This window comes from Stenotrophomonas maltophilia group sp. vghtpe118 (assembly GCF_052605195.1).
Genome location: NZ_CP199672.1, coordinates 1876062 through 1899820 on the forward strand (window position 1 = coordinate 1876062; position 23759 = coordinate 1899820).

A 23759-nucleotide genomic window follows, 5' to 3' on the forward strand; every position below is an offset into this window, starting at 1 on the left:
CCGACGCCTTCCATGCGTCGGGATAGTATCCATGGCATTCAGGGCGCGTTCAATCGAGGGGCGTGCCCAGCGCCGGTCCGTCATGGGACTCGCCCTTGGCCACCAACGTGGTCAGGGCCAGGTCGCCGGTCACGTTCAGGGCGGTACGGCACATGTCCAGGAAGTGGTTCACGCCCAGGATCAGGCCAATGCCCAGCGGGTTCACACCGACCATCGCGCAGATCATCGCCACCACCGGCAGCGAGCCCGACGGCACGCCCGCCGTGCCGATGCCGCCAAGGATGCAGACCGCCATCACCATGACCTGCTGGCCAATACTCAGGTCCACGCCGAAGAACTGGGCCAGGAAGATCACCGTCACGCCCTCGAACAGGGCGGTGCCGTTCTGGTTGGCGGTGGCACCCACGGTCAGCACGAATCGCGACACGCGCTGCGGCAGGCCCATCTGGTCCGCCACGCGCAGTGCGGTCGGCAGGGTCGCGTTGCTGGAGGCGGTGGAGAACGCCATCACCGTCGCTTCCTGGGTATCGCGGAAGAACGACAGCGGCGAGCGGCCGGACAGCCATACGGCAGTACCGTAGGTCACGACCATGTGCAGGCCGAGCGCCAGCACCACCACGCCCACGTACGCGCCCAGGCGGATGATCAGCTCGAAGCCGAACAGCGCGGCCAGATTGAACATGAAGCAGGCCACTGCATAGGGGGCCAGGCGGATGACCAGGTTGATCAGGGTCATCGAGATTTCGAACACGCCTTCGATGGCGCGGCGCAACGGGGCGACCTTCTCATTGTCGGTCAGCACCATGCCGATGCCGAACATCAGCGCGAAGAACATCAGCGACAGGATCGCGCCATTGTCCGACGCGGCCTGCAGCACATTGCTCGGCACGATCGACAGCAGCATGTCCATGCCCTTCGGCGTGCCATGGATGCCAGCGACGATTTCCTTGCTGCGCTCGGCGTTCTCCGACAGCATCATCGCGGCGACCTGCGGATCCACGCCGACGCCCGGCTTGAGCAGGTTGACCAGCACCAGGCCGATGCCCACGGCAATGCCGGACAGCAGCACGGTATAGGCCAGGGTTTTCCAGCCGATGCGGCCCAGGGCGCGGATGTCGCCCATCTCCGACACGCCCATGATCAGCGCCGAGAAGATCAGCGGCACGATCAGCATGAAGATCAGGTTGAGGAACAGGCCCGACGCCGGGGTGGTGACGTAGTCCATGACCCACTTGGCACCGGCCTGCAGGCCATCGACGCTGCCGCCCAGGGCGTGCACGATCAGTCCCAGGATCAGGCCGATCGCAAAGCCGATGCCCATCTTCCAATGCAGGGGCAACTTCTTCTTGTCGGCAGCAGCTGCTGTCATGCGCGGGTTTCCTCGAAAAATGAATGCACTCTAACAAAGCGCGCAAGCGGCGCCGGTTCAGGTTCGCCGCGTTGGATACAGCGGCGCCAGGCCAGTGTCGGCGGCGCCGGTTGCCGCCGACCAGTGCGGTCCGTCACGGAAGACCTCACGCAGGCGCGCGCGCAACGGGGCCAGTTCGCCCTGCCCGCCCCAGCGCGCCTGCTGCAGGTCCAGCAACACCTGGCGCTGGGCCGGGTCATCCAGCCGGGCGATGACCTGCTCGATGCGTTTCACGCCGGCCATCGCACACAGCCGTGCCTCCACCTGGTCGAAGCCTTCACCATCCAGCGCACGGCGCAGTTCGGCCAGGCCCGCGCGTCCGCTCACTACGGTCGGCACAGAGGGCGTGCCGGCTGCAGGCGCCGCCACACGCGGGCGTCGGCCTCGCTGCCAGCCCCACAACAGGGTCAGCAGCCACAGCAGCGCCAGGCCAATGGCCGCCGCCATCCATGGCCACGGTCGCTCGGACAGGCCGCTGGCGCGTGGATCGGTCGCGGCGATACGCGCATCCTGTCCATCGCTGCCGGGCAGCGCGGCAGCGGTGTCGATCGGTGGCAGCGCTGCCGGCGAGGCAGTGGCGGCGCCGGTACCGGCCGCAACGGCCAGCGTCAGGTCCGGCAGCTTCGCTTCCTGTGCCTTGCCGTTGCGCACATCCCACCAGGGCAGGCGTGGTCCCGGCACCACCAGCGAACCCGGCTGGCGCGGCACGATCGAATAGCGGCGGGTGATCTTCAGGCGCGGCGTGCTGCCGTTGAAGGTCTCTTCGTACTGTGCCGGTTCGGCGAACACCTGCGCGTTGGCGCCGACATCCGGCACCGGCAGGTCGGTGAACTGTGCTCGGGTCGCGCCTTCGGCAACCGCTTCGACCACCACGTTGGCTGCCTCGCCGGTACGGGCACTGGTGGGCGCGCTGGTGTAGCGCAGCTGCAGGCTCTGCAGGGGCAACCACGGCTGCGGCGCCTGTGCCGGCTGTGCCTGCACCTGCAACGTGCGGTCTGCGCCGGTGGCATTCATGCGGCCATCGCCGCCCCCGAAGAAGTCATCGAAGAAACCTCCGGCGCTGCGCCCGCTGAAACGCGCACCGGACAGCCGCAACGCGCCGCTGCGCTCGGGGATCAGCAGGAAACGTCGTTCGACCACGTTGTAGCGGCGCCCGTTGACCTGGCGTACGTCGGTGCGGTCATCGCCCACCCGCTGCAACGACGCGCCCGCCGGGGTGTCCAGCACCAGCTCGCCGGAGGCCAGCTGCGAGGCGAAATACAAGCGCACCACCACGCCCACGCTCTGCTGCACGTACGGCGTATCGTCATCGACAACGGTCTCGATGAAGGCCATCGCATTGCTGTCAGGTCCGGCCACGGCGGCCGCATCGACCTGCAGCGTCAGCGGCGCGGTTCGCGCACTGCCCACCTGCAGGCCCGGTACCACCAGCGCACCGCTGCGCCGGGGGGTCAGCGCCACGCCATACAGGTTGCGCTGCTGCATGCTGCCATTGCTCCATTCCACCTGGCGGCTGCTGGTCTGGCCGCTCAGGTCGAAGTCGGTGCGCAATGGCGTGAAGTCGGGAGCGCCCTGATCGCTCTCGACATTGAGGGTGACCGTATCACCCATCGCGATGCGGTCGCGATCCAGCCAGGCGCGTGGCTGCGCCCAGGCCAGCAGCGGCAGCCACAGCAACAGCGCCGCCAGTACCGGCCGTGACCAGTGCCCGTGCATGTTGATCGCGCGCGTCATCGCCCTTCCCTCTTCCTGCGTTCGTTTTCCAGCTGGAACTTGGCCCGCAGCAACGCGCCCGGATCGTCCGGCACACGCCGCATCCACGCTTCCACCGCCTGTTGCTCCTCGCGCTCGCGCGGCGTGCGGCCCTCAGCCCCCGGTACGGGTTTGCCGTCCTTGCCAGCCTCGCCTTCGCGTGCCTGCTGCATCGCCTGCTGCATGCGCTGGCGCTGCTGCTCATCAGCCTGGGCCTGTGCCTTGGCATCCTCCACCTGTGGTGGCGCCTGCTGGCCATCGCGGCCGCGCTGGCCGGGCTGCGGGCTCGACGGGTTCTTGTCGTCACCCGCCTTGGGCTGCCCCTGCTGGCCCTGGCCGGGATTCTGCTGTCCCTGCTGCGGCTTCTGGCCCTGCGGGTTCTGCTGGCCCGGGGCATCGTTCTGCTGCTTCTGCTGCCCGTTCTGCGGTGGCTTCTGCTGATCCTGGCCTTTGCCACCCGACTGCCTGCGCTTGCGCGCGGCATCGACCACGGCACGGTTGGCGACCGCATCGGCCATGCCGGGATGCAACGCCAGCGCGCGGTCGTAGGCGGCGATCGCTTCGTCGTAGTTGCCTTCGCGTGCCAGCGTGTTGCCCAGGTTGTACCAACCGGCATCGTTGTCGATGCCTTCGAAGCGTTTGCGTGCAGTGGTGAAGTCGCCGTTGCGGTAAGCCTGGACGCCCTCGGCCAAGCGCTGATGCTGCGCCTGGTCGCTACGCTTCCACAGCGTGCCCTGCGCGGGTTGCGAGGCCTGCGTCGCAGGTGCCTGCGCCTGCGCGTCATTCATCCATGGCACGAGGCCGACCGCGAGCACCGCCGCCAGCAGCGCACGACGGCGGAAGGCCAGCAATGCCAGCAGCATCACCGGCGGCAGCAGCCAGAAGCCTTCGTCACGCCACTGCTTGCCTTCGCCCGGCCGCTGCGCCGCCGTGCCTTCGCGCGCGTCGAGTACACCGAGCGCACGCAGATCGCTGTCATCGGCGGAGATGCGTGCATAGCGGCCGCCGCCTGCAGTGGCCACCGCGCGCAGGCTGCCCTCATCCAGCGCAGCCTGGCGGATCTGCCCGCTGCCATCGCGGTAGGCCGCACCGGCAGGCGTGCCCAGGCCCAGCACCGACACCTGCAGGCCCAGGCTGCGTGCCTGCGCTGCCGCCAGTGCAGCTTCACCATCCGCCTGGTCGCTGACCAGCAGGATCTGCCCCTGCAGCGCACCAATCTGCCGCATCAGCCGTGTTGCCCAGTCGATGCCGCGGTCGGCACGCTGGCCATCGCGCGGCATCACGTCCGGCGACAGCGCATCCAGATACAGCGCGACGTTGCTGCCGTCGTCGGTCAGCGGCGCCACGGTGTAGGCATCATCGGCATACACCACCAGGCCCACCTGTCCGCCCTGGCGCGCGCGCAGCAGCTGGCCCACTTTCGCGCGCGCCTGCAGCAGGCGCGACGGTGGCAGATCGGTTGCGCTGATCCGGCTGGACAGGTCCAGTACCACCAGCAGCGGTGCGCTGGCCTGGAACATCGGCTGCGCCTGCTGCCGCCAGCTCGGCCCGGCCATCGCCAGCGATGCCAGTGTCCAGCCCAGCAGCAGCGCCCATGGCAGGCGCACGCGACGCTTCGCACCGGCGGCCAGCAGATGTGGCAACAGATGTGCATCCACGGCCTGCCGCCACGCATCACTGCGTCGCTGCCGGTACAGCGCCAACGCGATGATCAGCGGCAGCGCCAGCAGTGCCCACAACCACTCGGGCCGCAGGAAGTGCAGCGCGTTCCAGTCGGGAAGATTCGAAGCAAACGCGATCATCGGCGACGCTCCGGCCACAGCCAGGCCAATGCGCCCAGCAGCAATGCCAGGCCCAACGGCCACCCATAGCGTTCCTCGCGAGGGCGCAGGCTCGGGCCCTTTGCGGCCACTGGCTCCAGGCGATCAAGCTCGGCATAGATGCCGGCCAGCTGCGCGGTATCACGCGCGCGGAAGAACTGGCCGCCGGTCATGCTGGCGATCTTCTTCAGGGTGGCCTCATCGACCGGATCCTGGTCGGTGGAAATCGGAATGCCGAACAACCGCATGCTGCCATCGCCGCCAAATGCGACCGTGTGGATGCGCACGCCCTCGGCGCGCGCCACTTCCGCGGCGCGCAGCGGTTCCAGCACACCGGCATTGCTGACACCATCGGTCAGCAGGATCAGCACGCGCTGTCCCTCCGGCTGGGTGCGCAGGCGCTTGACCGCCAGGCCGATGGCATCCCCGATGGCGGTCTCGCGCCCGGCCAGGCCGACCACGCTGTCGCGCAGCTGGTCGCGCACGCTGGCCAGGTCCGCAGTCAGCGGCGTGAGTGTGTAGGCGCGGTCGCCGAAGATCAGCAGGCCGACGCGGTCGCCCGCACGACGATCCAGGAAGTCGGCAAGCACGGCCTTGGCTGCGGTCAGGCGATCGACCGCCTGGTCGCCCAGCACCATGTCGCCCTCGCCCATGCTTCCGGACACGTCCATCGCCAACATCATCTGTCGGCCCTGCTGCGGGGGCGTGATGGCGTCGCCCAGCTGCTGCGGTCGCGCCAGCGCGATGCACAGTGCACACCACCCCAGCCACAGCAGCAGCGTGCGCAGCCACGACACGTCGACGCGGCCACCACCGGACAGCGCTTCCAGCTCGGCGGCAGCGTAGGGGACGCGTAGTGCAGCACCCGGCGCTGCACGACGCTTCCACCAGCGCATCAGCAGCGGCATCGGGAGGGCCAGCAGGGCCAACGGCCACGCCAGCTGCAGGTCCGGCCATGGCCAGTAACTTGCCAGCAGGTTCATCGGCGGCGCTCCAGCAGCATCGCCAGATAGCGTTCGCGGGCCCAGCTGCGTATGGCCGCCACGTCGCGGTTGTCGACGCGCGGGCGATAGGCGCCTTCGGCCAACAGGCTGCGGTGGTCATCGGCCAGCGTGCGCTGCGGGTCGAGGCGTTGCCACCAGGCGTCATCGCGCAGCGATTCACTGCCCGGCCGTGCATGGCGTGCGGCACGGCGCAGCAGTCCGGCGATGGCCGCCAGTTCGGCCGCAGCGTCGGGGGCGGTTGCCAGTTCCTGATCGAACAGCTGCAACCAGCGCTCGCGACGGCGGCGACGTCGCCACATCACCACGGCGGTCACCAGCAGCACCAGCACGACCACCGCGCCGATCATCAGGTAACCGGGGGCTGGCGGCCACCATGACGGTGCCGGCGGCAGCTGCACATCGCGCAACGGCAGCGCGGCGCTCATGCCGGCACCTCGGTCGGCGACGGCGCCAGCCAAGCGTCGCTGGACGCATCGGAGGACAGCACCTGCACGTCGACGCGGCGTGCGCCGAGCTGGCGCCGCAGCTCCTGCAGCGGCTCGACAAAATGCGCCTGCCAGTGCGCCTGCACTTCGCTGCGGCGCAGGTCGAGACCGATGCGCTGCTGCGCGGTCTGGAACTGCAACGCCGCCGACGGTGGCCGCAGCTCCAGTGGATCGACCAGCAGCACCAGGCTGAGGTCGTGATGCTGGGCCAGCGCGCTCCAGCGCGCGGGCGGAATGCGGATGGCCTGCTGCGGATCGGCCAGCACCAGCATGCGCGCGCCTGGGCGCAGCACGCGGCCGGCATGATCCAGCGCGCGCTCCAGGCCCAGATCGTCGGCCGGCGGCTGTGCGTACCAGCGGGTCAGCGCGTCGAGCACGCGGAGCACTCCGCGCGGCCCACCTGCGGGGGTGATCGGCGCTTCGCGGTCGCTGCCACGCAATGCGCCCACGCGGTCGCCACGGCGCTGCGCCGACCACGCGGCAACAGCACCCGCGCGTGCGGCCTGCACCGATTTGAAGCGCACGCGGGTACCGAAGTACAGCGCCGGCGACGTGTCGGCCACGATCAGGCTGACCCGCTCACGCTCGGCCTGGAACAGTTTGGTATGGGCGCGGCCGGTGCGCGCCGTCACGCGCCAATCGATGTGGCGCGCGTCGTCGCCGGCCACGTATTCGCGCGACTCGGCGTACTCCATGCCGCGGCCGCGCAGCGGGGATGGTGCCTGGCCCGCGTTGCCGGTGCGGCCACGGCGCGGCGGCGGCGGACGCTGTGCCAGCCGACGCAGCGCGACCAGTTCGGCCAGCTGCGGGCGCAGCCCGTCACCTTCGAGCGCAGACGGTGCCTGTTCCAGGGATCGATCGGTCATGCGCAGGCTCAGGGTGCCGGCACCCGGGCCAGCAGCTCCTGCACCAGGCGCTCGCCGTCCCAGCCTTCGGCGGTGGCTTCATAGCTGGGCAGCACGCGATGGCGCAGCACATCAGCGGCCACCGCACGCACGTCATCGGGGGTGACGAAGTCGCGGCCGGCCAGCCAGGCGCGCGCACGGGCACAGCGCTCCAGTGCGATGGATCCGCGCGGGCTTGCCCCCCATGCGATGCGGCGGCCGAGGCCGGCGTCGTAGCGCGATGGATCGCGCGAGGCCAGCACCAGTTCGATCAGGTAGCGCTCCAGTGCCGGTGCCATGTGCAGGTCCAGCACTTCGCGGCGGGCGTCGAACACGTCCTGCATCGGCATCTTGTCCGGCGCCGGCGCGGCCTCGCCCAATGCGCCACGGGCACGCTCACGGGCCAGCCGCAGGATCTCCGATTCGGCGGCCTGGTCCGGGTAACCGATGCGCACATGCATCAGGAAGCGGTCCAGCTGCGCTTCCGGCAGCGGGAAGGTACCTTCCTGCTCGATCGGGTTCTGCGTGGCCATCACCAGGAACAGCGGCGGCAGCGCATAGGTATGGCGGCCAACCGTGACCTGGCGCTCGCCCATGGCTTCCAGCAGCGCCGACTGCACCTTGGCCGGCGCACGGTTGATCTCGTCGGCCAGCAGGATCGGGTGGAAGATCGGGCCAGGCACGAACTCGAAGCGGCCCTCCTGGGGGCGCCAGATCTCGGTGCCGGTGAGGTCGGCCGGCAGCAGGTCGGGCGTGAACTGCACGCGGGCAAAGTCTGCTTCCAGGCGCGAGGCCAGTGCACGGATCGCCGTGGTCTTGGCCAGGCCCGGCGCGCCCTCCACCAGCAGGTGGCCGTCGGCCAGCAACGCGATCAGCAGGCGTTCGACCAGGGCCGCCTGGCCGACGATCTCGGTCGACAACGCATCGCGCAGCTGGGTGAATGCCGCATGCAGGCGGGAGGTTGCCGGCGCGGGCGGCGGCGAGACAGTTTCGGGCATCGGCGGTGGCAGGTTCATGGGGGCCTTTGACCGGCGCAGGACGGCACGGGTTCCCCACATCATCGCAGGGTGCCTTGCGATTGGCATCAAGGACGGCTGAACAGCGCATCCACGCAGGGCGTGGATCTACCGGCGGAAACGAGGAAGGGCCGCAACAGGGCGGCCCTTCTTCGAAGACTTCGGAGCGATGGCTCAGTTCTGCTTGGCCACGCGCAGCACCTTCGGGGTGACGAACACCAGCAGTTCAGCCTTGTCCTTGTTGCGACCCCGCTTCTTGAACAGGTTGCCCAGGAACGGCACGTCGCCCAGGAACGGCACCTTGCTGATGCTGTTGCGATCGGTGAACTCGTAGACACCACCGATCACCACGGTCTGCCCGTCCTCGACCAGCACCGCGGTATTGACTTCGCGGCGGTTGATCGACGGCACGGTGCCGTAGCCCTCCAGCTGGATCAGCTGGTCGACTTCGTCCTTCTTCACCTGCATGTTGAGGAACACGCGGTTGTCGTTGGTGATGGTCGGAGTGACCTTCAGCTCCAGCACCACTTCCTTGAACTGCACGTTCGGCGTCGCCACGCCACCAGCGCCACCACCGCTGATGGTGACGTAGCCGATTTCCTTGCCCTGCTTGATCATCGCTTCGCGCTGGTTGGTGGTGACCACGCGCGGGTTGGAGATCACCTCGCCTCGCGACTCCTGCTGCATGGCCGACAGCTCCACGTCCAGCAGGTACCCGGCATTGAGGATGGACAGCGCCAGCGAACCCGGGTTGCTGGCGGCAGCCACCGGCAGGTTCCAGTTCAGGCCACGGGTGATGGTCGAGCCCACCGGGACAGGAGCCGGGCCTACGCGGCCACCGGCGATCCAGTCGCGCTCGGCCTTGGCGTTGTCCTGCGCGGACTTGACCTGCGATTCCCGGGTCAAGCGGTTGGCTTCAAGATTGCCGCTGAAATAGACATTGTCGCGGCTGCCGCTGACACCGAACTTCGCACCCAGTTCGCGGGCGAAGGTATCGGTGGCGATGACGATGCGGCTTTCGATCAGCACCTGGTCGACCGGGCGGTCGATCACGTTGATCAGCTCGCGCATGCGCGCGATCTTCTTCGGGATGTCGCTGATCATCAGCGTGTTGGTGCGCTCGTCGGCCACGATGCGGCCGCGCGAGGACAGGAAGCCACTGTCTTCCTGCGACGAGCTGCCCGAACCACCGCCGCTGCCACCACCACCACTGCCACCGATGCCCTTGGCCTCGGTCAGCGCTTTGAAGATCTGCGTAGCGCTGTGGTAGTTGATCTGGATGTAGTCGGTCTGCAGGTCTTCGCGGTTCTCGATGGCGATGCGCGCGTCTTCCTTCTCCTGCTCGAACTTGGCCAGTTCGGCCTGCGGCGCCACCCAGATCACGCTGCCGTCGCGACGCTTGTCCAGGCCCTTGGCGCGCAGCACGATGTCCAGCGCCTGGTCCCACGGCACATTGACCAGGCGCAGGGTCACATTGCCCTGCACCGAGTCGGACGCAACCACGTTCAGGTTGGACTCCTCGGCGATCAACTGCAGCACGGTGCGCACCGGCACGTCCTGGAAGTTGAAGGTCACCGGCTTGCCGGTGAAACCGCGCTGGCCGACGGCCTTGGCCGCCTGGGTGACGCTGCCGGCAGTGACCGCGCCGACGGCGGCCGGGGCCTGCCGCGGGCTGATCTCGACCACGTACTCATTGCCGCTCTGGTACGCCAGCGACTCCACTGCACCGCCGGTGCTCAGCACCAGCTGGGTGCCGGCACCGGACGGCTTGGCGTCGATGCGCTGTACCGGCGTGGCGAAGTCGGTGACGTTCATCGGCTTCTGCAGGTTGGCCGGCAGTCGGGCATTGCCGACGTCGACCACGACGCTGTTGCCCTGCGTGCGCAGGTCAGGGATCGCGCCCTGCCCGTCGAACTGCACGATCAGGCGCCCGGCGCCGTCATCGCCACGCTTGAAATCGATCTTGGCCACAGACAGGCCTGCCGGCGCAGCGGCCGGTGCCACGGTGGCGCCCACCGGCTTTTCCGCCGGTGCGGCAGCCAGCGCCGGAGCGCAGGCCAGCATCAGCGCGACTCCCAGCGCGCTGACACGGTTCAAGGTAGAGCGCCGGATGGGACGCAGCCCCTTGGCTTGGTGAAAGGTCATCGTGCTATCCCCAGTAAACGATCATTGATCTTCAAGCGAGAGCGTTGCCGGCCGTTCCAGCCAGCCACCCGCGCCATCCGGCACCAGTTCGATCAGCTCCACGCGGTCTTCGAAGACCGCCGTGACCCGCCCGTCGCTCTGCCCCAGGTAACCGCCCGGGCGGACCCGGTAGGTGACCTTGTCCGGCCCCATCACCAGCGCCACGGTGCCTGCACCGGTACCGATGGTGCCGACCATGTCCAGCGCATCCAGCGGGAAGCCTTCCAACGGCTCCTTGCGCCGGTTCGGGTCCGGTCGCAATCCGCCGTTCCCCTGCTGCGGATTGGTCCAGGCATCGGTGAACGGATCGCGCATGCCCTGCGCGGAGTATTCAAAGGTCTCGAACTGCTGCATCACCGGCAGCGGCTCCAGCGGTTGCGCCGGTCGCGCGCGCTCGCCTTCCACCCACTTCTCAAGGTTTGGTGCGTCGCCGGGCGTGCTGGTCACGCCACGGCCGCAACCGGCCAGCAGCAGTACAGCCAGCACCATCGCACCACGTACGGTCTGCGCGCGCATCACTTCTTGCCCTCCTTGCCAGCGTCGGCCGCCTGCTGCGCCTGCACTTCGGTCTCGTCCAGGTAACGGTAGGTCTTGACCGTACCGGACAGTTCCAGTGCACCGCTGCGGACGTTGCCGCCGGTCTTTTCCTTGGGCTTGAGGTTGATGTCATGCATGGTCAGGATCACCACCCGCGGCAACGAGGCCACGCCACTGACGAATGCGCCGAACTGGTGGTAACTGCCCACCATGCGCAGCTTGATCGGCTTCTCGGCGTAGAACTCCTTGATCTGCTCCTGCTCCGGCTCAAACAGCTCGTTGGTCAGGCCGCTGGACAGCGCGGTCTGCGAGATGTCGATGATCAGGTCGGGCATTTCGGTCTTGCTCGGCAGCTGCCGCAGCATCTGCTGCAGCACCTGCTCCATCTGCGCCAGCTGCTGCTTCAGCGGCCCCAGGTTCACCGCGCGTTCCTGCTGCTTGGTGAACTCGGCGCGCAGCTCGACTTCCTTCGATTCCAGGCCGGCCAGTTCTTCGCGCTTGCCGCTGATCAGCAGCATCCACGCCACGAACATGATGACCAGCGCCAGCAACGAGCAGAAGACGATCTTGGCCTTCTGCGGCCAGTTGCCGATGTCGTTGAAATCCAGGTTCTTGATGTCGATCTTCTGGCTCATGCGCGGTCCCCCTGCAGCAGCGCATTGAAGGCCTGCGGCGGCTGCGCCAGGCGGCTGCCCTCAGGCTTCGGGGCGGGTGCCGGGGCCGGCGCGGCGGCCGGAGCGGCCGGAGCGGCCGGTTGGTTCGGCTTGGCCGGCGGTGCAGCGGCCGGTGCAGCGGGAGCCGCTGCCGGCTGGCCCGCTGCCGGAGCCGCAGGCGTCGCGGCACCCGGACCTGCGGCCAACGGAGCCACCGGTGCGGGCGCAGCCGTCGCCACCGACCCATCGGCGTTCAGGCCCGGCGTCGCCGAGACCTCTTCGCTCTGTGCCGGCAGTTTCACCTTGACCACGAACACGTAGGGCAGCGCCTTGATGTCGGCCAGCGGACCGACCTTGCCATCCTTGTCCTTCTCCGGGTCACGCGCTTCGATGATCGACAGCTCCGGATTGGTCATCCAGCCGGAGGTCTCCAGGTTGCGCATGTAGGCCGAAACGCGGGCGTTGGACTGGGTGCGGCCTTCCAGCGTCAGCACATCCCCTTCCTGCTTCAGCGCGGTCAGCACCACGCCATCGGGAATGGTGCGCACCAGCGCGTCGAACAGGTGGACCATCTGCGAGCGCTTGGCCTGCAGTTCCTCGATCACCTTCTTGCGGGCCAGCAGGCGTTCCTTCTGCGCGTCGAGGCGATCGATCTCCTTGTTCTGTTCCTTGACCTTCTCGATCTCGGCTTCCAGATAGGCGTTGCGGTCCATCTGGCCGCTCACCTGGCGGTCGTAATAGAACCAGATCATCAGCGACAACAGCAGGCCACCGACAGCGGCCATGCCCAGCATTGCGTAGAACTCGCGCTGGCGTTGCTTGCGCCGCTCGGCGCGCCAGGGCAATAGATTGATGCGTGCCATCAGTCGAAGCTCCTCAGCGCCAGACCGGTCGCGATCATCAGCGCGGGGGCATCCTGGGCCAACGCATGCGCGTTCACCTTCGGCCCCAGGGTCATCTGCGCCAGCGGGTTGGCGACCACGGTCGGCACGCCCAGCTGTTCCTCGACCATCTCCGGCAGGCCACCGAGCACGGCGCAGCCGCCGGCCAGCACGATGTGATCGACGCGGTTGAATTCGCTGCCTGCATAGAAGAACTGCAGCAGGCGGCTGATCTGCTGGACCGTGGCTTCCTTGAACGGCTCCAGCACTTCCATCTCGTAGCTTTCCGGCAGGCCGCCCTGGCGCTTGGCCAGCCCGGCTTCCTCGTAGCTCAGGCCATAGCGGCGCATGATCTCGTCGGTCAGCTGCTTGCCACCGAACACCTGCTCGCGGCTGTAAAGGCTACGGCCGCCGCGCAGGACATTGAGGGTGGTCATGGTGGCGCCGATGTCGACCAGCGCAACCACGCCGTCGATGGACACCGGCAGCTCGCTGGCGACCAGGGCGTAGGCGTTCTCGACCGCGAAGGCCTCCACGTCCATCACCTTGGCCTGCAGGCCACCGAGCTCCAGCGCGGACTGGCGCAGCTCGACATTCTCCGAACGCGACGCGGCCAGCAGCACCTGGACCATCTCCGGGTTGTTCGGGATCGACCCGATCACCTCGAAGTCCAGGTTCACTTCCTCGATCGGATACGGAATGTAGTTGACCGCTTCCAGCTCGATCTGGGCTTCCATGTCGTTTTCGTCGAGATCGGCCGGCATCGGGATCACCTTGGTGATCACCGCCGACCCCGCGACGGCGGCAGCGGCCAACTTGGCCTTGCTGCCTGAACGGTTCATCGCCCGGCGGATGGCCTCACCGACGGCCTCCACTTCGACGATGTTCTTCTCCACCACCGCATTCGGCGGAAGAGGTTCCACAGCGTAATGTTCCACGCGGAAACGATTGCCGCTGCGGGACAGCTGCAAAAGCTTTACCGCAGTCGAACTGATGTCGACGCCTACAAGCGGCGACTGACTTTTTGGGATGAGCCCCACGGTTTCTCCCCTGCCGACGGGCACTTGGACGCAAGACCTGCGTCCGAGCATTAATAACGTATTCTTAGCAAATGGCAACGGCCCTGCTGTGAAATCCCTCACGGATTCACCATGCAGCCCCTGACTGTTCCCCTTGCGCTCCCCGGTGCCGACCCCAGCCGCCACCTTGCGTAATCTATACTCTGCGACCACGAAATTCGCAATCGGAATCTGAACCCGATGACTCGACTCCGCCGCTGGCTGCGCTGGATCTTCCTGATTGTCCTGGTCCTGGCGCTGATCGGCGCGGCCGCCGTGGGCGGTCTGTACTATGCCGTTTCCTCCAAGCTTCCCGACGTGCAGACCCTGCGCGACGTGGAAATGCAGGAGCCGATGTACGTCTACGCTGCCGACGGCAAGCTGATGGCGGTGTTCGGCGAGACCCGGCGCACCCCGGTCACCATGAAGGACGTGCCCGAGCGGCTGAAGCAGGCCTTCCTGGCCACCGAGGACGCCCGCTTCTACGAACATGGCGGCGTGGACTACATGGGCATCGGCCGTGCGGTCTGGCTGCTGGCCACCACCAACGACAAGCGCGTGCCGGGTGGCTCCACCATCACCCAGCAGGTCGCCCGCCAGTTCTTCCTCAGCTCCGAGTACAGCTACACCCGCAAGCTGGCCGAGATCCTGCTGGCGCGCAAGATCGAGTCCGAGCTGAGCAAGGACGAGATCTTCGAGCTGTACCTGAACAAGAGTTTCTTCGGCAACCGCGCCTACGGCGTGGCCGCCGCCGCCGAGTTCTACTACGGCAAGAAGCTGAACGAGCTGGACCTGGACGAGATGGCCTCGCTGGCCGGTATCCCCAAGTTCCCGTCGTCGGGCAACCCGATCTCCAACCCGGAACGTGCCCGCCAGCGCCGCGACAATTACGTGCTGCAGCGCATGGCCGACCTGAAGTTCGTCAGCCAGGCCGAAGCCGACGCGGCCAAGGCCGTGCCGATGCACGCCACCGCGCATGAGCCGCCGGTGCAGGTCGATGCACCCTACGTGGCCGAGCTGGTGCGCCAGGAAATGATCGCCCGCTTCGGCGGCGACGTGGTCAACAAGGGCTACCACGTCACCACCACGATCGACTCCACCCTGCAGACCGCCGCCAACCTGGCCGTCCGTGATGGCCTGCTGCTGTACGACCACCGCCACGGCTGGCACGGCGTGGAGAAGCAGGTGCAGCTGGGCGCCGGCGACGATACCGCCGCGCTGGCCGAGCACCTGCGCGGCATGTACGGCCAGGCCGGCCTGCTGCCGGCAATCGTCGCCAGCACCGCGGCCGATGGCAGCGCCACGGTGGTGCTGGCCAACCGCACCGAGATCGTGCTGCCGGCCGGCGCCGCCAAGTGGACCAACAAGACCCCGGGCAAGCTGGTGCAGCGCGGCGACATCGTGCGCGTACGCGCCGGTGCCAAGGAAGGGGAGTGGCTGCTGGACCAGATCCCGCGCGGCCAGTCCGCACTGGTCTCGCTGGATGCCCACAGCGGCGCGCTGAAGGCGCTGGTGGGTGGCTTCAGCTTCTCCGGCAACAAGTTCAACCGCGCCACCCAGGCCCGCCGCCAGCCGGGTTCGAGCTTCAAGCCGTTCGTCTACGCGGCCGCTTTCGACAAGGGCTACAACCCAGCCTCGATCGTGCTCGACGCCCCGGTCGTGTTCCGCGATCGCCGCGGCAAGACCTGGGCCCCGCAGAACGACGGCGGCGGCTTCCGCGGCCCGATGCGCCTGCGTGAAGCGCTGGTGCAGTCGCGCAACCTGGTCTCGGTACGCCTGCTCGATGGCATGGGCGTGGACTACGCGCGCAAGTACATCAGCGAGTTTGGCTTTGCCGAATCGGAGCTGCCGCCGAACCTGTCGATGTCGCTGGGCACGGCCTCGCTGACCCCGCTGTCGGTGGCGCGTGGCTACGCGGTGTTCGCCAATGGCGGCTCGCGCGTGGATACCTGGCTGATCGACCAGGTCAATGACCGCGACGGCAACCTGGTGTTCAAGGAAAACCCGGCGCTGGCCTGCCGCGACTGCGCCGGCAGCAGCGACCAGCCGGTCAACCAGGTGGTGGATGGCTTCAACTTCGGCGCCCCGGCCCCGAAGGTGGACCCGGCCGCTGCGGCCAAGGCCGAAGCCAAGACCGAGACCCCGGCCGCGCCGGCCAACCCGGATGCCCGCACCGCTCCGCGCGCGATCGACGCCCGCACCGCCTACCAGCTGGTGTCGATGATGCGCGACGTGGTCCAGCGCGGTACCGGTGTGCAGGCCAAGGTGCTCGGCCGCGAGGACGTGGGCGGCAAGACCGGCTCCACCAACGACCATCGTGACGCCTGGTTCTCCGGCTTCGGCGGCCCGTACGTGACCACCGTGTGGGTGGGCCGCGACGACTTCCGCTCGCTGGGTTACCGCGAGTACGGTGGCAAGGCGGCGCTGCCGATCTGGATCGACTACATGCGCACCGCGCTGAAGGACACCCCGATCGCGCAGAACGAGCCGCCCAGCGGCATGGTCCAGGCCACGCTCAACGGCGCGACCGAGTGGGTGAAGGTGGAAGACATGGATCGCCTGACCGACTACGACCTGAACCTCAATACGCCGCAGGCCGACGCCGCCGCGTTCGATATCTTCTGAGGAAGGGTGCAGTGGGTGCCAACCGTGGGTTGGCACCGATGCGACTGTAGAGCCGAGCCCATGCTCGGTTCAGGGCCCCCGCGTAGAGCAGCCGAGCGTGGGCTCGGCTCTACATCCCCACCTTGAAATACCTACGCGGATGTCACATCCGTGCGCTAGTCTGTAGCCAGGTCGCAACAGGAGTCATCGCATGCATCGCGCCCGCCAGCATGCTGCCAGCCAGACCCGCGAGCGGCGCCACCGCCTCGCCCACGAAGCCGCCCGCCTGATGGCTGAAGGCGGCATCCGCGACTACCACCAGGCCAAGCTGAAGGCCGCCAGCCGGCTCGGCATCCACGACGATGCCTCCCTGCCCCGCAACACCGAGATCGAAGACGCCTTGCGCGAGTACCAGCGGCTGTTCGCCGGGCCCCAGCACGGCAATGAACTGCAGCGCCGCCGCGAGGCCGCGATGCGCGCGCTGGAGTTCCTGCACGGCTTCGCTCCACGGCTGGCCGGCCCGGTGCTGGACGGCACCGCCGATGCCAACAGCCCGGTGCAGCTGCACCTGCACAGCGACGACCCGGAGGCCGTGCATCGCTTCCTGGACGAGCACGGCATTCCCGCTGAATCGCGGACGCGCCGGCTGCGCATGGACCGCGAGCGTAGCCTGGACGTGCCGGTGTGGGTGTTCAGTGCCGAGGAGCTGACCTTCGACCTGGCCGTGCTGCCGTACGATGCGCTGCGCCAGGCGCCGCTGTCGCCGGTGGATGAGAAGCCGATGCGACGCGCGTCTGTCGCACAGCTGCGGCAGCTGCTGGCCGAAGCGGAGATCACCGCGTATATCGGCGGGTGACGGTTGCGCAGGTTCTGGTGGGTGCGGACCGTTGGTCCGCACGATGCATCAGGCATCCGGACACCTGGCCCAAGAGCAGCCGAGCATGGCTCGGCTCTACAGAAAGCGCGCTACCTGCTTCCTTCTTCTGGTGGGTGCGGACCGTTGGTCCGCACGGTGCATCAGGCATCCGGACACCTGGCCCAAGAGCAGCCGAGCATGGCTCGGCTCTACAGAAGACGCGCTACCTGCTTCATTCTTCTGGTGGGTGCGGACCGTTGGTCCGCACGGTGCATCAGGCATCCGGACACCTGACCGAAGAGCAGCCGAGCATGGCTCGGCTCTACAGAAAGCGCGCTACCTGCTTCCTTCTTCTGGTGGGCGCGGACCGTTGGTCCGCACGATGCATCAGGCATCCGGACACCTGACCGAAGAGCAGCCGAGCATGGCTCGGCTCTACAGAAAGCGCGCTACCTGCTTCCTTCTTCTGGCAGGTGCGGACCGTTGGTCCGCACGGTGCATCAGGCATCTGGACACCTGACCGAAGAGCAGCCGAGCATGGCTCGGCTCTACAGAAGGCGCGCTGCCCGCTTCCTTCTTCTGGTGGGCGCGGACCGTTGGTCCGCACGATGCATCAGGCATCCGGACACCTGACCGAAGAGCAGCCGAGCATGGCTCGGCTCTACAGGAGGTGCGTTGCCCTACCAGACATCATGGTGTTGCTCCTCCGTTTCATCGCCAAGCAGGCGCATCAGCCAGGGGGCTCCCACCCGCTGCGGGTACGCCATCATCATCCGCGCGTGCATGTTCTGCAGATCGCCCAGCAACCAGGTCTGGTTGTAGACATCGCCGAACGGGTCCGACCACGCCGTCTGGATCCGCGCGCGCTCACCGCCGTTGAGGTTGGGCATCCTGTCCAGCGGGATCTCCAGTACCGGCTCCAGCGCCCGGTTGATGGCCGCGTTCTCCGCCTCCGCCGCACGCATGAGTTCCAGCCGATGGCTCACCTGCCAGCACGGGAAAGGGAAGCAGCTTCCCGTGGCATCGATGTACGTCGCGATGTCGGCCAACATGTGGGCCTTCAGCTGCCACACCGTCGCACTGTCCAGCAGCTGCCGCACCCGCAGTGTGCGCAGCGTGCCGGCACGGACATCCTCCGGCGTGGTGAACGGCTCACCCGGGGTTGGGCCGCCATGCCGCACCAGCACGATGCGATGGATCGCCTCCTGGGTGATGTTCTCCACGCGCAGCGCGGCGGCCTCCGGATGCACGCGAGGCGGCGGCACGCTCGATACCCGCCAGGTGTACCAGGCCGCCAAGCCCATGCCCGCCACGCACAGCAGGGCGAACAGCAGCCAGCGGTCCAGATTGCGGGTGTAGTAGTAAAAACGTGCCCGCCACAGATAGAACGTGCGGTAGCTGATGAACCGGCTTACCCATCGATACATTGCCATTTCCTCGGCAAGGACCCCGGCGCGGCGGGGCGGATTACGCGCGTCACGCCGGGGCTCCATCGCTTACCAGCCGATGCCGACGCCGACGCCCATGCTGCGCTCACCGCTGTTGGTGAACGCCCCATTGAGGCTGAAGGTGGCCGAGCCCTTCTCGTTGAGCACGCGCTGGTAGCCCACCGCCATCGCCGACTCACCCTCGCTGTAGCCCACGCCCGCACCCAGGCGGTTGTAGGTGGCCAGGCCCGCGGTGTTCATCGCCATCGCGGTCTGTGCGCTGCTCATCGCCGCCATGCGGTTGAAGCGCTTGTCCATCTTGTCCAGGCGACGTTCAAAACTGCTGATCGCGCCATCGGTGTACTCGTTGGCGCGGGCCAGCATCTTCTCCAATTCAGCGGTGTCGACCTGCGGCTTGGGCGTCTCGTCCTGCTTCGACTTCGGCTGCGGCGCGGGCTTCTCACCCTCGCCGACCGACGCCACCTGCTGGCCGCCCTCGGCCTGCGGCACCGGTGCTTCCGGTTCGGGCACCGAAGCCACCGCCATTGCCTGCGGCTGCGGCGCATCGATGCGCTCTTCCAGGCCATCGATACGGCCGTTGAGCTGCTGCTGCATCGAATGCAGCTGGCCACCATTGACCGCATCGCGGCTGCCGGCGGCGACCAGGCCATTGGCCACGTTGGAGATGACCATGCCGTGGGTTCCGGCCAGGGTGAGCTGGTTGAGACCGTCGGCGCGGACCGAGGGCGTGTCCTGGAACACGCTGCGCAGCTGCGACTCGACGTGGTTTACGCGCGAGGTGGTGCTGACCACTGCGCCGTCGAGCGCTTCCAATGCACCATTGAGCGTGGGCTGGGACTGGCCCTGCACTGTGAAGCTGGGGCCGACGATGTTGCCGTTGGCATCGACTTCGCCGCCGAGCGCGGACAGCGCGCCGCGCAGCTGGCCGACGGTGGCGGCGTTGTGGTTGGCGGTGCCGTTGGCGATGTTTATGAGGCGGCGATAAGTAGTTGCACTTCCAAATGAAACCACTCCGGCCTCATTCGCCTGAGAGCCTTCGCCTATTGCCAGCGAACCATTCGCTCCTTTACCCACTTTTGCTCCAGCACCGATAGCAATGCCTCCTCGTGCACCACCTCCGGCAATGCCTACCTCCGCTCCAGTACCTAGCGCAAATCCGCTATCGGAATCCTCATGCACGACCGAAGCGCGACCAAGGGCTATGGAATTTCTGCCCAGTGCCTTCGCATGGGTTCCCACTGCAGTTCCTCCATCGTTGCCGGTCTTAGCGAAGTTCCCAATTGCAAGACCAACCGGTCCAGCCTGAGCAGGACCATAGCCTGGAGCGGCACCCACACTGACGTACTGGCTGATGCCTTCCATGGCCGAAACACGGCTGTTGGTCTCATAGAGCTGGCTGCCCCGCACAACATCCGAGCTGTCAGCCGACAGCTTAGCCTCGGCCACTCCAGTCAAACGCGCACCGCCAAAATCGATCGGGCCGCTCGTATCCAATCCACGCATGGCCCGCTCGCCCATCTCCCTCTCCTTGCGCATCGCCTCCAGATCATTTCGATTCTGCGAGATCTTCTGCTCCGCGGCGTACAGCTGATTGCCGGTTACGGCATCACGGCTTCCTGGCGCCACCCGACCGTCAGCCAGATTGGTCAACACCATGCCGTTCGCGCCACTCAGCGCGATCTGGCTCCTGCCATCGCCACGGGCCGAGGGTGAATCCTGGAAGATCGAGTTGAGCTGGCCTTCCACCATGTCCGCACGGCGGCCTGCGGTGGTGACAGCTCCATCGAGCGCCATCAGCGCGTCCTGCACGGTGTTCTGCGTACCACCCTGCACCGAATAGGTCGGGGCAATGATGTTGCCGTTGGCGTCCATCCCTGCGCTGCCACCGAGGGTGGCAAGGGAGTCCTTCAGCTGAGAGACGGTCGTGGCGTTGTGATCAGCGGTGCCGCGGGCAAGATTTGTAATTCGACGTTTGAGACTGTCATTGCCAACAGAAACAGTGTCGCTCTCAGCCACAACGGAACCAGCGCCGAGAGCAACGCCCCCATCTGCACCAGCCTCAACTTCCGAACCGGCGCCAATCGCAATTCCGTCAGTTGCAGCCACATAGGCGCCCGCGCCAAGTGCAAATCCGGCAACCGCTCCGGCTTCCACGCTGGCCGCGCGCCCAAGGGCAACGGAGTTCCTGGCGAGTGCGCCAGCGAATGCACCCAAGGCGACCCCTCCTTCGGAATCGACTGATGCCACAGCACCGTTGCCTATCGCCACCCCGAACTCACCGGCGCGTGCTGAGGCCGCACCAGCTTCATTGCCTGCCCCAAAGAGACGGCTCTTCTCCTCGAGCACTGCTATCTTCAGATTGGAAGAGAACAACTGCCCGCCGTTCACCGCATCACTGCTGCCCGCACCAACGTCTGCGTCGGCAATTCCAGTGATCTTACGATTAGTGCCCAAGCTGTTACGCACATCCAACACCGTTCCGCTGTTCTTCTCACCCAGACGGACATTGCCGTTGGCGGCGATCTGGCTGACCAGTCCTTCCAGAGCGGTGGTGCTGACCAGCGCCTTGGCAGCATCTGCCTTCGCAACCGTTGCATCCGCCTGCGCGGCCGTAGCCGCTTTCTCCACGGCAGCGACCTGCACGTTGGTGGCATTGAGCTGCTTGCCGTTCACAGCCTCGTTGCTGCTGTCATCCAAGTCGCCGTCAGCCACACCGGCAACCTTCCGGCTGGCGTTGGCGCTGTTGCGCACGTCCAGTACGGTGCCGCTGTTCTTCCCGCCCAGGCGGACATTGCCGGTGGCGCCTGTCTGGGAGACCAGACCGGTGAGCGCGGCCGTCTCGGCCAGCGCCTTGGTAGCGTCGGCTTTTGCGGCATTGGCCGCCGTCTGCGCGCTCGTGGCCGTGCTCTGGGCAGCGGACACGGCCTGGTTGGTCGCGAACAGCTGATTGCCGGTGATCGCGTCGGTGCTGCCATTGCTGACCACGCCATCGGCAATGTACTGGATCTTGCGCTTGAGCGTAGCGCTGCCCACCGAAACGGAGTTGACCGACGCCGTGACAGAGCCGGCACCCAGTGCCACCGCATTGTCATGGCGGGCGTTGGCCCGATCACCCAGTGCCACGGCACTGGTATTGGCCGATACCGCAAGATTGCCCAGCGCGGTGGCGAACTGCGCCTTGGCCTCGCTGCCACGCCCCAGCGCCGTGGACTGCTTTGCCGTGGCTTTGCTCAGGTACCCGATTGCAGTGGCATGTTCGGCGGCCGCATTGGCGTCACCGCCCACGGCGATGGAGAAGTTTCCGCTGGCAATGGCCCGGAATCCGGTCGCGACCGCGCCGTTCGCGCTGCGCGTGTTTGCACCGATGGAAACGCCGGCATTCTGGCCGGTCACTCGATTGCCCTCCGCATCGACGCCGGCCAGCGCGTCGAATCCGAGTGCGACACTGCGGCCGTTGTAGGCCTTGGCATTGTTGCCGATGGCGGTGCTGATGCCGTAGCTGCCCGATTCTGCGACCGCGCCCTTGCCCAGTGCCAGGGTAGTGGCATCGATGCGATTGGTGGCGGACTGCGCAAGCGTCCGAACCGCTGTCAGATCATTCTTCATGGTGCCGACGTTTGCTTCGACCGCACCCAGCTTGCTGTTGGTCGCGTACAACTGTTTGCCCGTGACGGCGTCGGTACTGGCTGCGGTGATCCGCCCATCGGCTACGTTGACGATCCGCCGCTTCTCCTTGTCGCTGCCGACGGAGACGGTGTTCACTTCACTGGCAAGGGAATTTGCACCGATCGCCACTGAATTCTCGCTCTGCGAGAGCGATCCGCTACCGATGGCGATCGAGTTCTGCCGTGTGGCCGAGGCTTTGTTTCCGAACGCGGTAGAGCCGATGCCCTTGCCATAGGCGTTGGCACCGACCACCGTACTGTGCCCCAGCTGGGCACTGGCGTTGTAGCCCACGGCAACGCTGTCTACGCCGTTGATGTTGGCCTTGTGGCCCAATGCCGCGTTGTAGTTGCCAATGATCTGGGCCTTGGGACCAAAGGTAGCGTTCCAGGAGCCGTCGTTGTACGAACCTCCCCCCATGATCAGATAGTCCTTGGAGGTGGAGATCTTTGCATTGGCAGAGGTTTTTCCATCCTCACTTTGTCCTGACATGGGCACGCAATAGACGTCCGCCTTGTCCCAATCGAAGGGCGAACATCCCCAGTACATGCTGCCCGCGTTCGCGGAAATGGAGCCGGCCGCAGACATCGATAGTGGAATGACTAGTAGCCGGAGTTTTCTCGGCGATGAGGAACACTGCCTTGCGACAGCCAGCTCGCTCGCTACCACCCAGCACTGGCGTGCAGCATTCCAGATACGTCGATAGATTCGATTCATGGTCTTTCTCCTTAACAGTTTGCGGAAAAGGCATCCCGCGCCAGGCGCGGGACGCAGGGAGGTGGATCAACTGGACTGGATGGCCACGTCCTGGACGTGCTCGCGATAGCCGTCCTGGGAAAGCCGGTAGCGCAGGCGCAGCGAATTGCCCGGCTGTGGCTGGAACGGCAGGGTGAAATCGGCATCCGGGTACAGGCTGTGCGAGAGGTCGTGCGGCGTGCAGACACCGGCGGCCGTACATTCGGCCGCATGGACGATGCCCACGCGCAGGGTGCCGCTGTTGTGCAGCGTGTTGCCGCGCACCTGCAGGTCGACCACGCCGTCGGTGGGCACCACGTTCACCAGCGCGCCCCACACCAGGCTGACGCCGACGTCGGCGTGCGCAGCGTCTTCGCTGCTTTCCAGTTCAGTGCCTTCCGGACCGCGCACGCCTTCGAAGTACACGCGGTATGCGGTTTCCTTCTGCACCGGCTGCAGGGGGATCAGCCGGATCAGGCGATTGCCACCGCCTGACAGCGCGAACTTGCCCGGCGTAATGGCAATGGCCGAATCGGCGACCTCGATATCCTGCTCCTGTTCGCGGGGCGTTGCCGGGTTGTCGATGCGGCGCAGGCTGGCCTGTACATACTGCGGGCGGGTGGACTGCGAGTAGACGCGGATCTGCGCACCGCGCTTGGCATCCATCGCGGTTCGCATGGGATGGATGGACAGGTTGGCGTGTGCTGATGGCGCAAGCAGCGCACTCAACGGCAGCATCCAGACGATCAGTTTGTTCATGGCAGGCTCCGT

The 23759-nt window shown here is 66.8% G+C and carries 17 protein-coding genes; 2 read left to right on the forward strand and 15 right to left on the reverse strand.

Going from position 1 to position 23759, the window contains the following annotated elements; translation table 11 throughout:
* Nucleotides 1-49: 49 nt before the first annotated feature.
* The 12 genes from ACUDTM_RS08675 to ACUDTM_RS08730 all read right to left on the reverse strand — a co-directional run bounded on the left by ACUDTM_RS08675 (nt 50) and on the right by ACUDTM_RS08730 (nt 13664).
* Nucleotides 50-1369, reverse strand: a complete 1320-nt coding sequence (locus tag ACUDTM_RS08675) for a dicarboxylate/amino acid:cation symporter (RefSeq protein WP_445391265.1) — start codon at nt 1367-1369, stop codon at nt 50-52.
* 57 nt (nt 1370-1426) lie between these two features.
* Nucleotides 1427-3142 carry a BatD family protein gene (locus tag ACUDTM_RS08680; protein ID WP_252745409.1) on the reverse strand — a complete coding sequence of 572 codons (1716 nt, stop codon included), beginning with the start codon at nt 3140-3142 and terminating at the stop codon, nt 1427-1429.
* On the reverse strand, nt 3139-4962 hold the full coding sequence (locus ACUDTM_RS08685) for a tetratricopeptide repeat protein (RefSeq protein ID WP_353761431.1): 1824 nt from the start codon (nt 4960-4962) through the stop codon (nt 3139-3141). The genes ACUDTM_RS08680 and ACUDTM_RS08685 overlap by 4 nt, the downstream gene beginning before the upstream one ends.
* A complete protein-coding gene (locus ACUDTM_RS08690) occupies nt 4959-5963 on the reverse strand; it encodes a vWA domain-containing protein (protein ID WP_445391266.1) in 1005 nt (334 codons plus the stop codon). Before ACUDTM_RS08690 ends, ACUDTM_RS08685 begins: the two co-directional genes overlap by 4 nt.
* Nucleotides 5960-6409, reverse strand: coding sequence for a DUF4381 family protein (locus ACUDTM_RS08695; protein WP_088497530.1), 450 nt, complete (start codon nt 6407-6409; stop codon nt 5960-5962). Before ACUDTM_RS08695 ends, ACUDTM_RS08690 begins: the two co-directional genes overlap by 4 nt.
* On the reverse strand, nt 6406-7335 hold the full coding sequence (locus ACUDTM_RS08700) for a DUF58 domain-containing protein (RefSeq protein ID WP_088497529.1): 930 nt from the start codon (nt 7333-7335) through the stop codon (nt 6406-6408). Before ACUDTM_RS08700 ends, ACUDTM_RS08695 begins: the two co-directional genes overlap by 4 nt.
* An 8-nt stretch (nt 7336-7343) precedes the next feature.
* Nucleotides 7344-8369, reverse strand: a complete 1026-nt coding sequence (locus ACUDTM_RS08705) for an AAA family ATPase (RefSeq protein WP_005418911.1) — start codon at nt 8367-8369, stop codon at nt 7344-7346.
* Nucleotides 8370-8543: 174 nt separating this feature from the next.
* Nucleotides 8544-10514, reverse strand: a complete 1971-nt coding sequence (locus tag ACUDTM_RS08710; protein ID WP_061479337.1) for a type IV pilus secretin PilQ — start codon at nt 10512-10514, stop codon at nt 8544-8546.
* A gap of 21 nt (nt 10515-10535) precedes the next feature.
* Complete coding sequence (locus ACUDTM_RS08715) at nt 10536-11069, reverse strand: pilus assembly protein PilP (protein WP_005418914.1); 534 nt, start codon at nt 11067-11069, stop codon at nt 10536-10538.
* Entirely contained in the window at nt 11069-11725 is a 657-nt protein-coding gene (locus tag ACUDTM_RS08720; protein WP_057493352.1) for a type IV pilus inner membrane component PilO, read from the reverse strand. The genes ACUDTM_RS08715 and ACUDTM_RS08720 overlap by 1 nt, the downstream gene beginning before the upstream one ends.
* Complete coding sequence (locus ACUDTM_RS08725) at nt 11722-12606, reverse strand: PilN domain-containing protein (protein WP_445391267.1); 885 nt, start codon at nt 12604-12606, stop codon at nt 11722-11724. Before ACUDTM_RS08725 ends, ACUDTM_RS08720 begins: the two co-directional genes overlap by 4 nt.
* Nucleotides 12606-13664 (reverse strand): pilus assembly protein PilM, encoded by a 1059-nt coding sequence (locus ACUDTM_RS08730; RefSeq protein WP_014038321.1) that lies wholly within the window; start codon nt 13662-13664, stop codon nt 12606-12608. Before ACUDTM_RS08730 ends, ACUDTM_RS08725 begins: the two co-directional genes overlap by 1 nt.
* 219 nt (nt 13665-13883) lie before the next feature.
* Between ACUDTM_RS08730 and ACUDTM_RS08735 the strand changes: the two genes are divergently transcribed.
* Entirely contained in the window at nt 13884-16307 is a 2424-nt protein-coding gene (locus ACUDTM_RS08735) for a penicillin-binding protein 1A (RefSeq protein ID WP_111007624.1), read from the forward strand.
* 190 nt (nt 16308-16497) lie between these two features.
* Nucleotides 16498-17142, forward strand: a complete 645-nt coding sequence (locus ACUDTM_RS08740; RefSeq protein WP_005418931.1) for a hypothetical protein — start codon at nt 16498-16500, stop codon at nt 17140-17142.
* A 680-nt stretch (nt 17143-17822) separates the two neighbouring features.
* Here ACUDTM_RS08740 and ACUDTM_RS08745 read toward each other — a convergent pair.
* From ACUDTM_RS08745 to ACUDTM_RS08755, 3 genes are all read right to left on the reverse strand, one after another.
* Nucleotides 17823-18569 (reverse strand): hypothetical protein, encoded by a 747-nt coding sequence (locus ACUDTM_RS08745; protein ID WP_445391268.1) that lies wholly within the window; start codon nt 18567-18569, stop codon nt 17823-17825.
* A 69-nt stretch (nt 18570-18638) separates the two neighbouring features.
* Nucleotides 18639-22970, reverse strand: coding sequence for an ESPR-type extended signal peptide-containing protein (locus tag ACUDTM_RS08750; RefSeq protein ID WP_445391269.1), 4332 nt, complete (start codon nt 22968-22970; stop codon nt 18639-18641).
* A gap of 66 nt (nt 22971-23036) precedes the next feature.
* Nucleotides 23037-23747, reverse strand: a complete 711-nt coding sequence (locus tag ACUDTM_RS08755) for a pilus assembly protein (protein WP_445391270.1) — start codon at nt 23745-23747, stop codon at nt 23037-23039.
* Nucleotides 23748-23759: the final 12 nt, after the last annotated feature.

Bases quoted from the DNA above. Each gene is read 5' to 3' on its own strand.
- ACUDTM_RS08700 (WP_088497529.1), bottom strand. From the start codon at position 7,335: ATGACCGATCGATCCCTGGAACAGGCACCGTCTGCGCTCGAAGGTGAC.
- ACUDTM_RS08675 (WP_445391265.1), bottom strand. From the start codon at position 1,369: ATGACAGCAGCTGCTGCCGACAAGAAGAAGTTGCCCCTGCATTGGAAG.
- ACUDTM_RS08750 (WP_445391269.1), bottom strand. From the start codon at position 22,970: ATGAATCGAATCTATCGACGTATCTGGAATGCTGCACGCCAGTGCTGG.
- ACUDTM_RS08725 (WP_445391267.1), bottom strand. From the start codon at position 12,606: ATGGCACGCATCAATCTATTGCCCTGGCGCGCCGAGCGGCGCAAGCAA.
- ACUDTM_RS08705 (WP_005418911.1), bottom strand. From the start codon at position 8,369: ATGAACCTGCCACCGCCGATGCCCGAAACTGTCTCGCCGCCGCCCGCG.
- ACUDTM_RS08695 (WP_088497530.1), bottom strand. From the start codon at position 6,409: ATGAGCGCCGCGCTGCCGTTGCGCGATGTGCAGCTGCCGCCGGCACCG.
- ACUDTM_RS08710 (WP_061479337.1), bottom strand. From the start codon at position 10,514: ATGACCTTTCACCAAGCCAAGGGGCTGCGTCCCATCCGGCGCTCTACC.
- ACUDTM_RS08735 (WP_111007624.1), top strand. From the start codon at position 13,884: ATGACTCGACTCCGCCGCTGGCTGCGCTGGATCTTCCTGATTGTCCTG.
- ACUDTM_RS08680 (WP_252745409.1), bottom strand. From the start codon at position 3,142: ATGACGCGCGCGATCAACATGCACGGGCACTGGTCACGGCCGGTACTG.
- ACUDTM_RS08745 (WP_445391268.1), bottom strand. From the start codon at position 18,569: ATGTATCGATGGGTAAGCCGGTTCATCAGCTACCGCACGTTCTATCTG.
- ACUDTM_RS08690 (WP_445391266.1), bottom strand. From the start codon at position 5,963: ATGAACCTGCTGGCAAGTTACTGGCCATGGCCGGACCTGCAGCTGGCG.
- ACUDTM_RS08740 (WP_005418931.1), top strand. From the start codon at position 16,498: ATGCATCGCGCCCGCCAGCATGCTGCCAGCCAGACCCGCGAGCGGCGC.
- ACUDTM_RS08720 (WP_057493352.1), bottom strand. From the start codon at position 11,725: ATGAGCCAGAAGATCGACATCAAGAACCTGGATTTCAACGACATCGGC.
- ACUDTM_RS08755 (WP_445391270.1), bottom strand. From the start codon at position 23,747: ATGAACAAACTGATCGTCTGGATGCTGCCGTTGAGTGCGCTGCTTGCG.
- ACUDTM_RS08685 (WP_353761431.1), bottom strand. From the start codon at position 4,962: ATGATCGCGTTTGCTTCGAATCTTCCCGACTGGAACGCGCTGCACTTC.
- ACUDTM_RS08715 (WP_005418914.1), bottom strand. From the start codon at position 11,069: ATGCGCGCGCAGACCGTACGTGGTGCGATGGTGCTGGCTGTACTGCTG.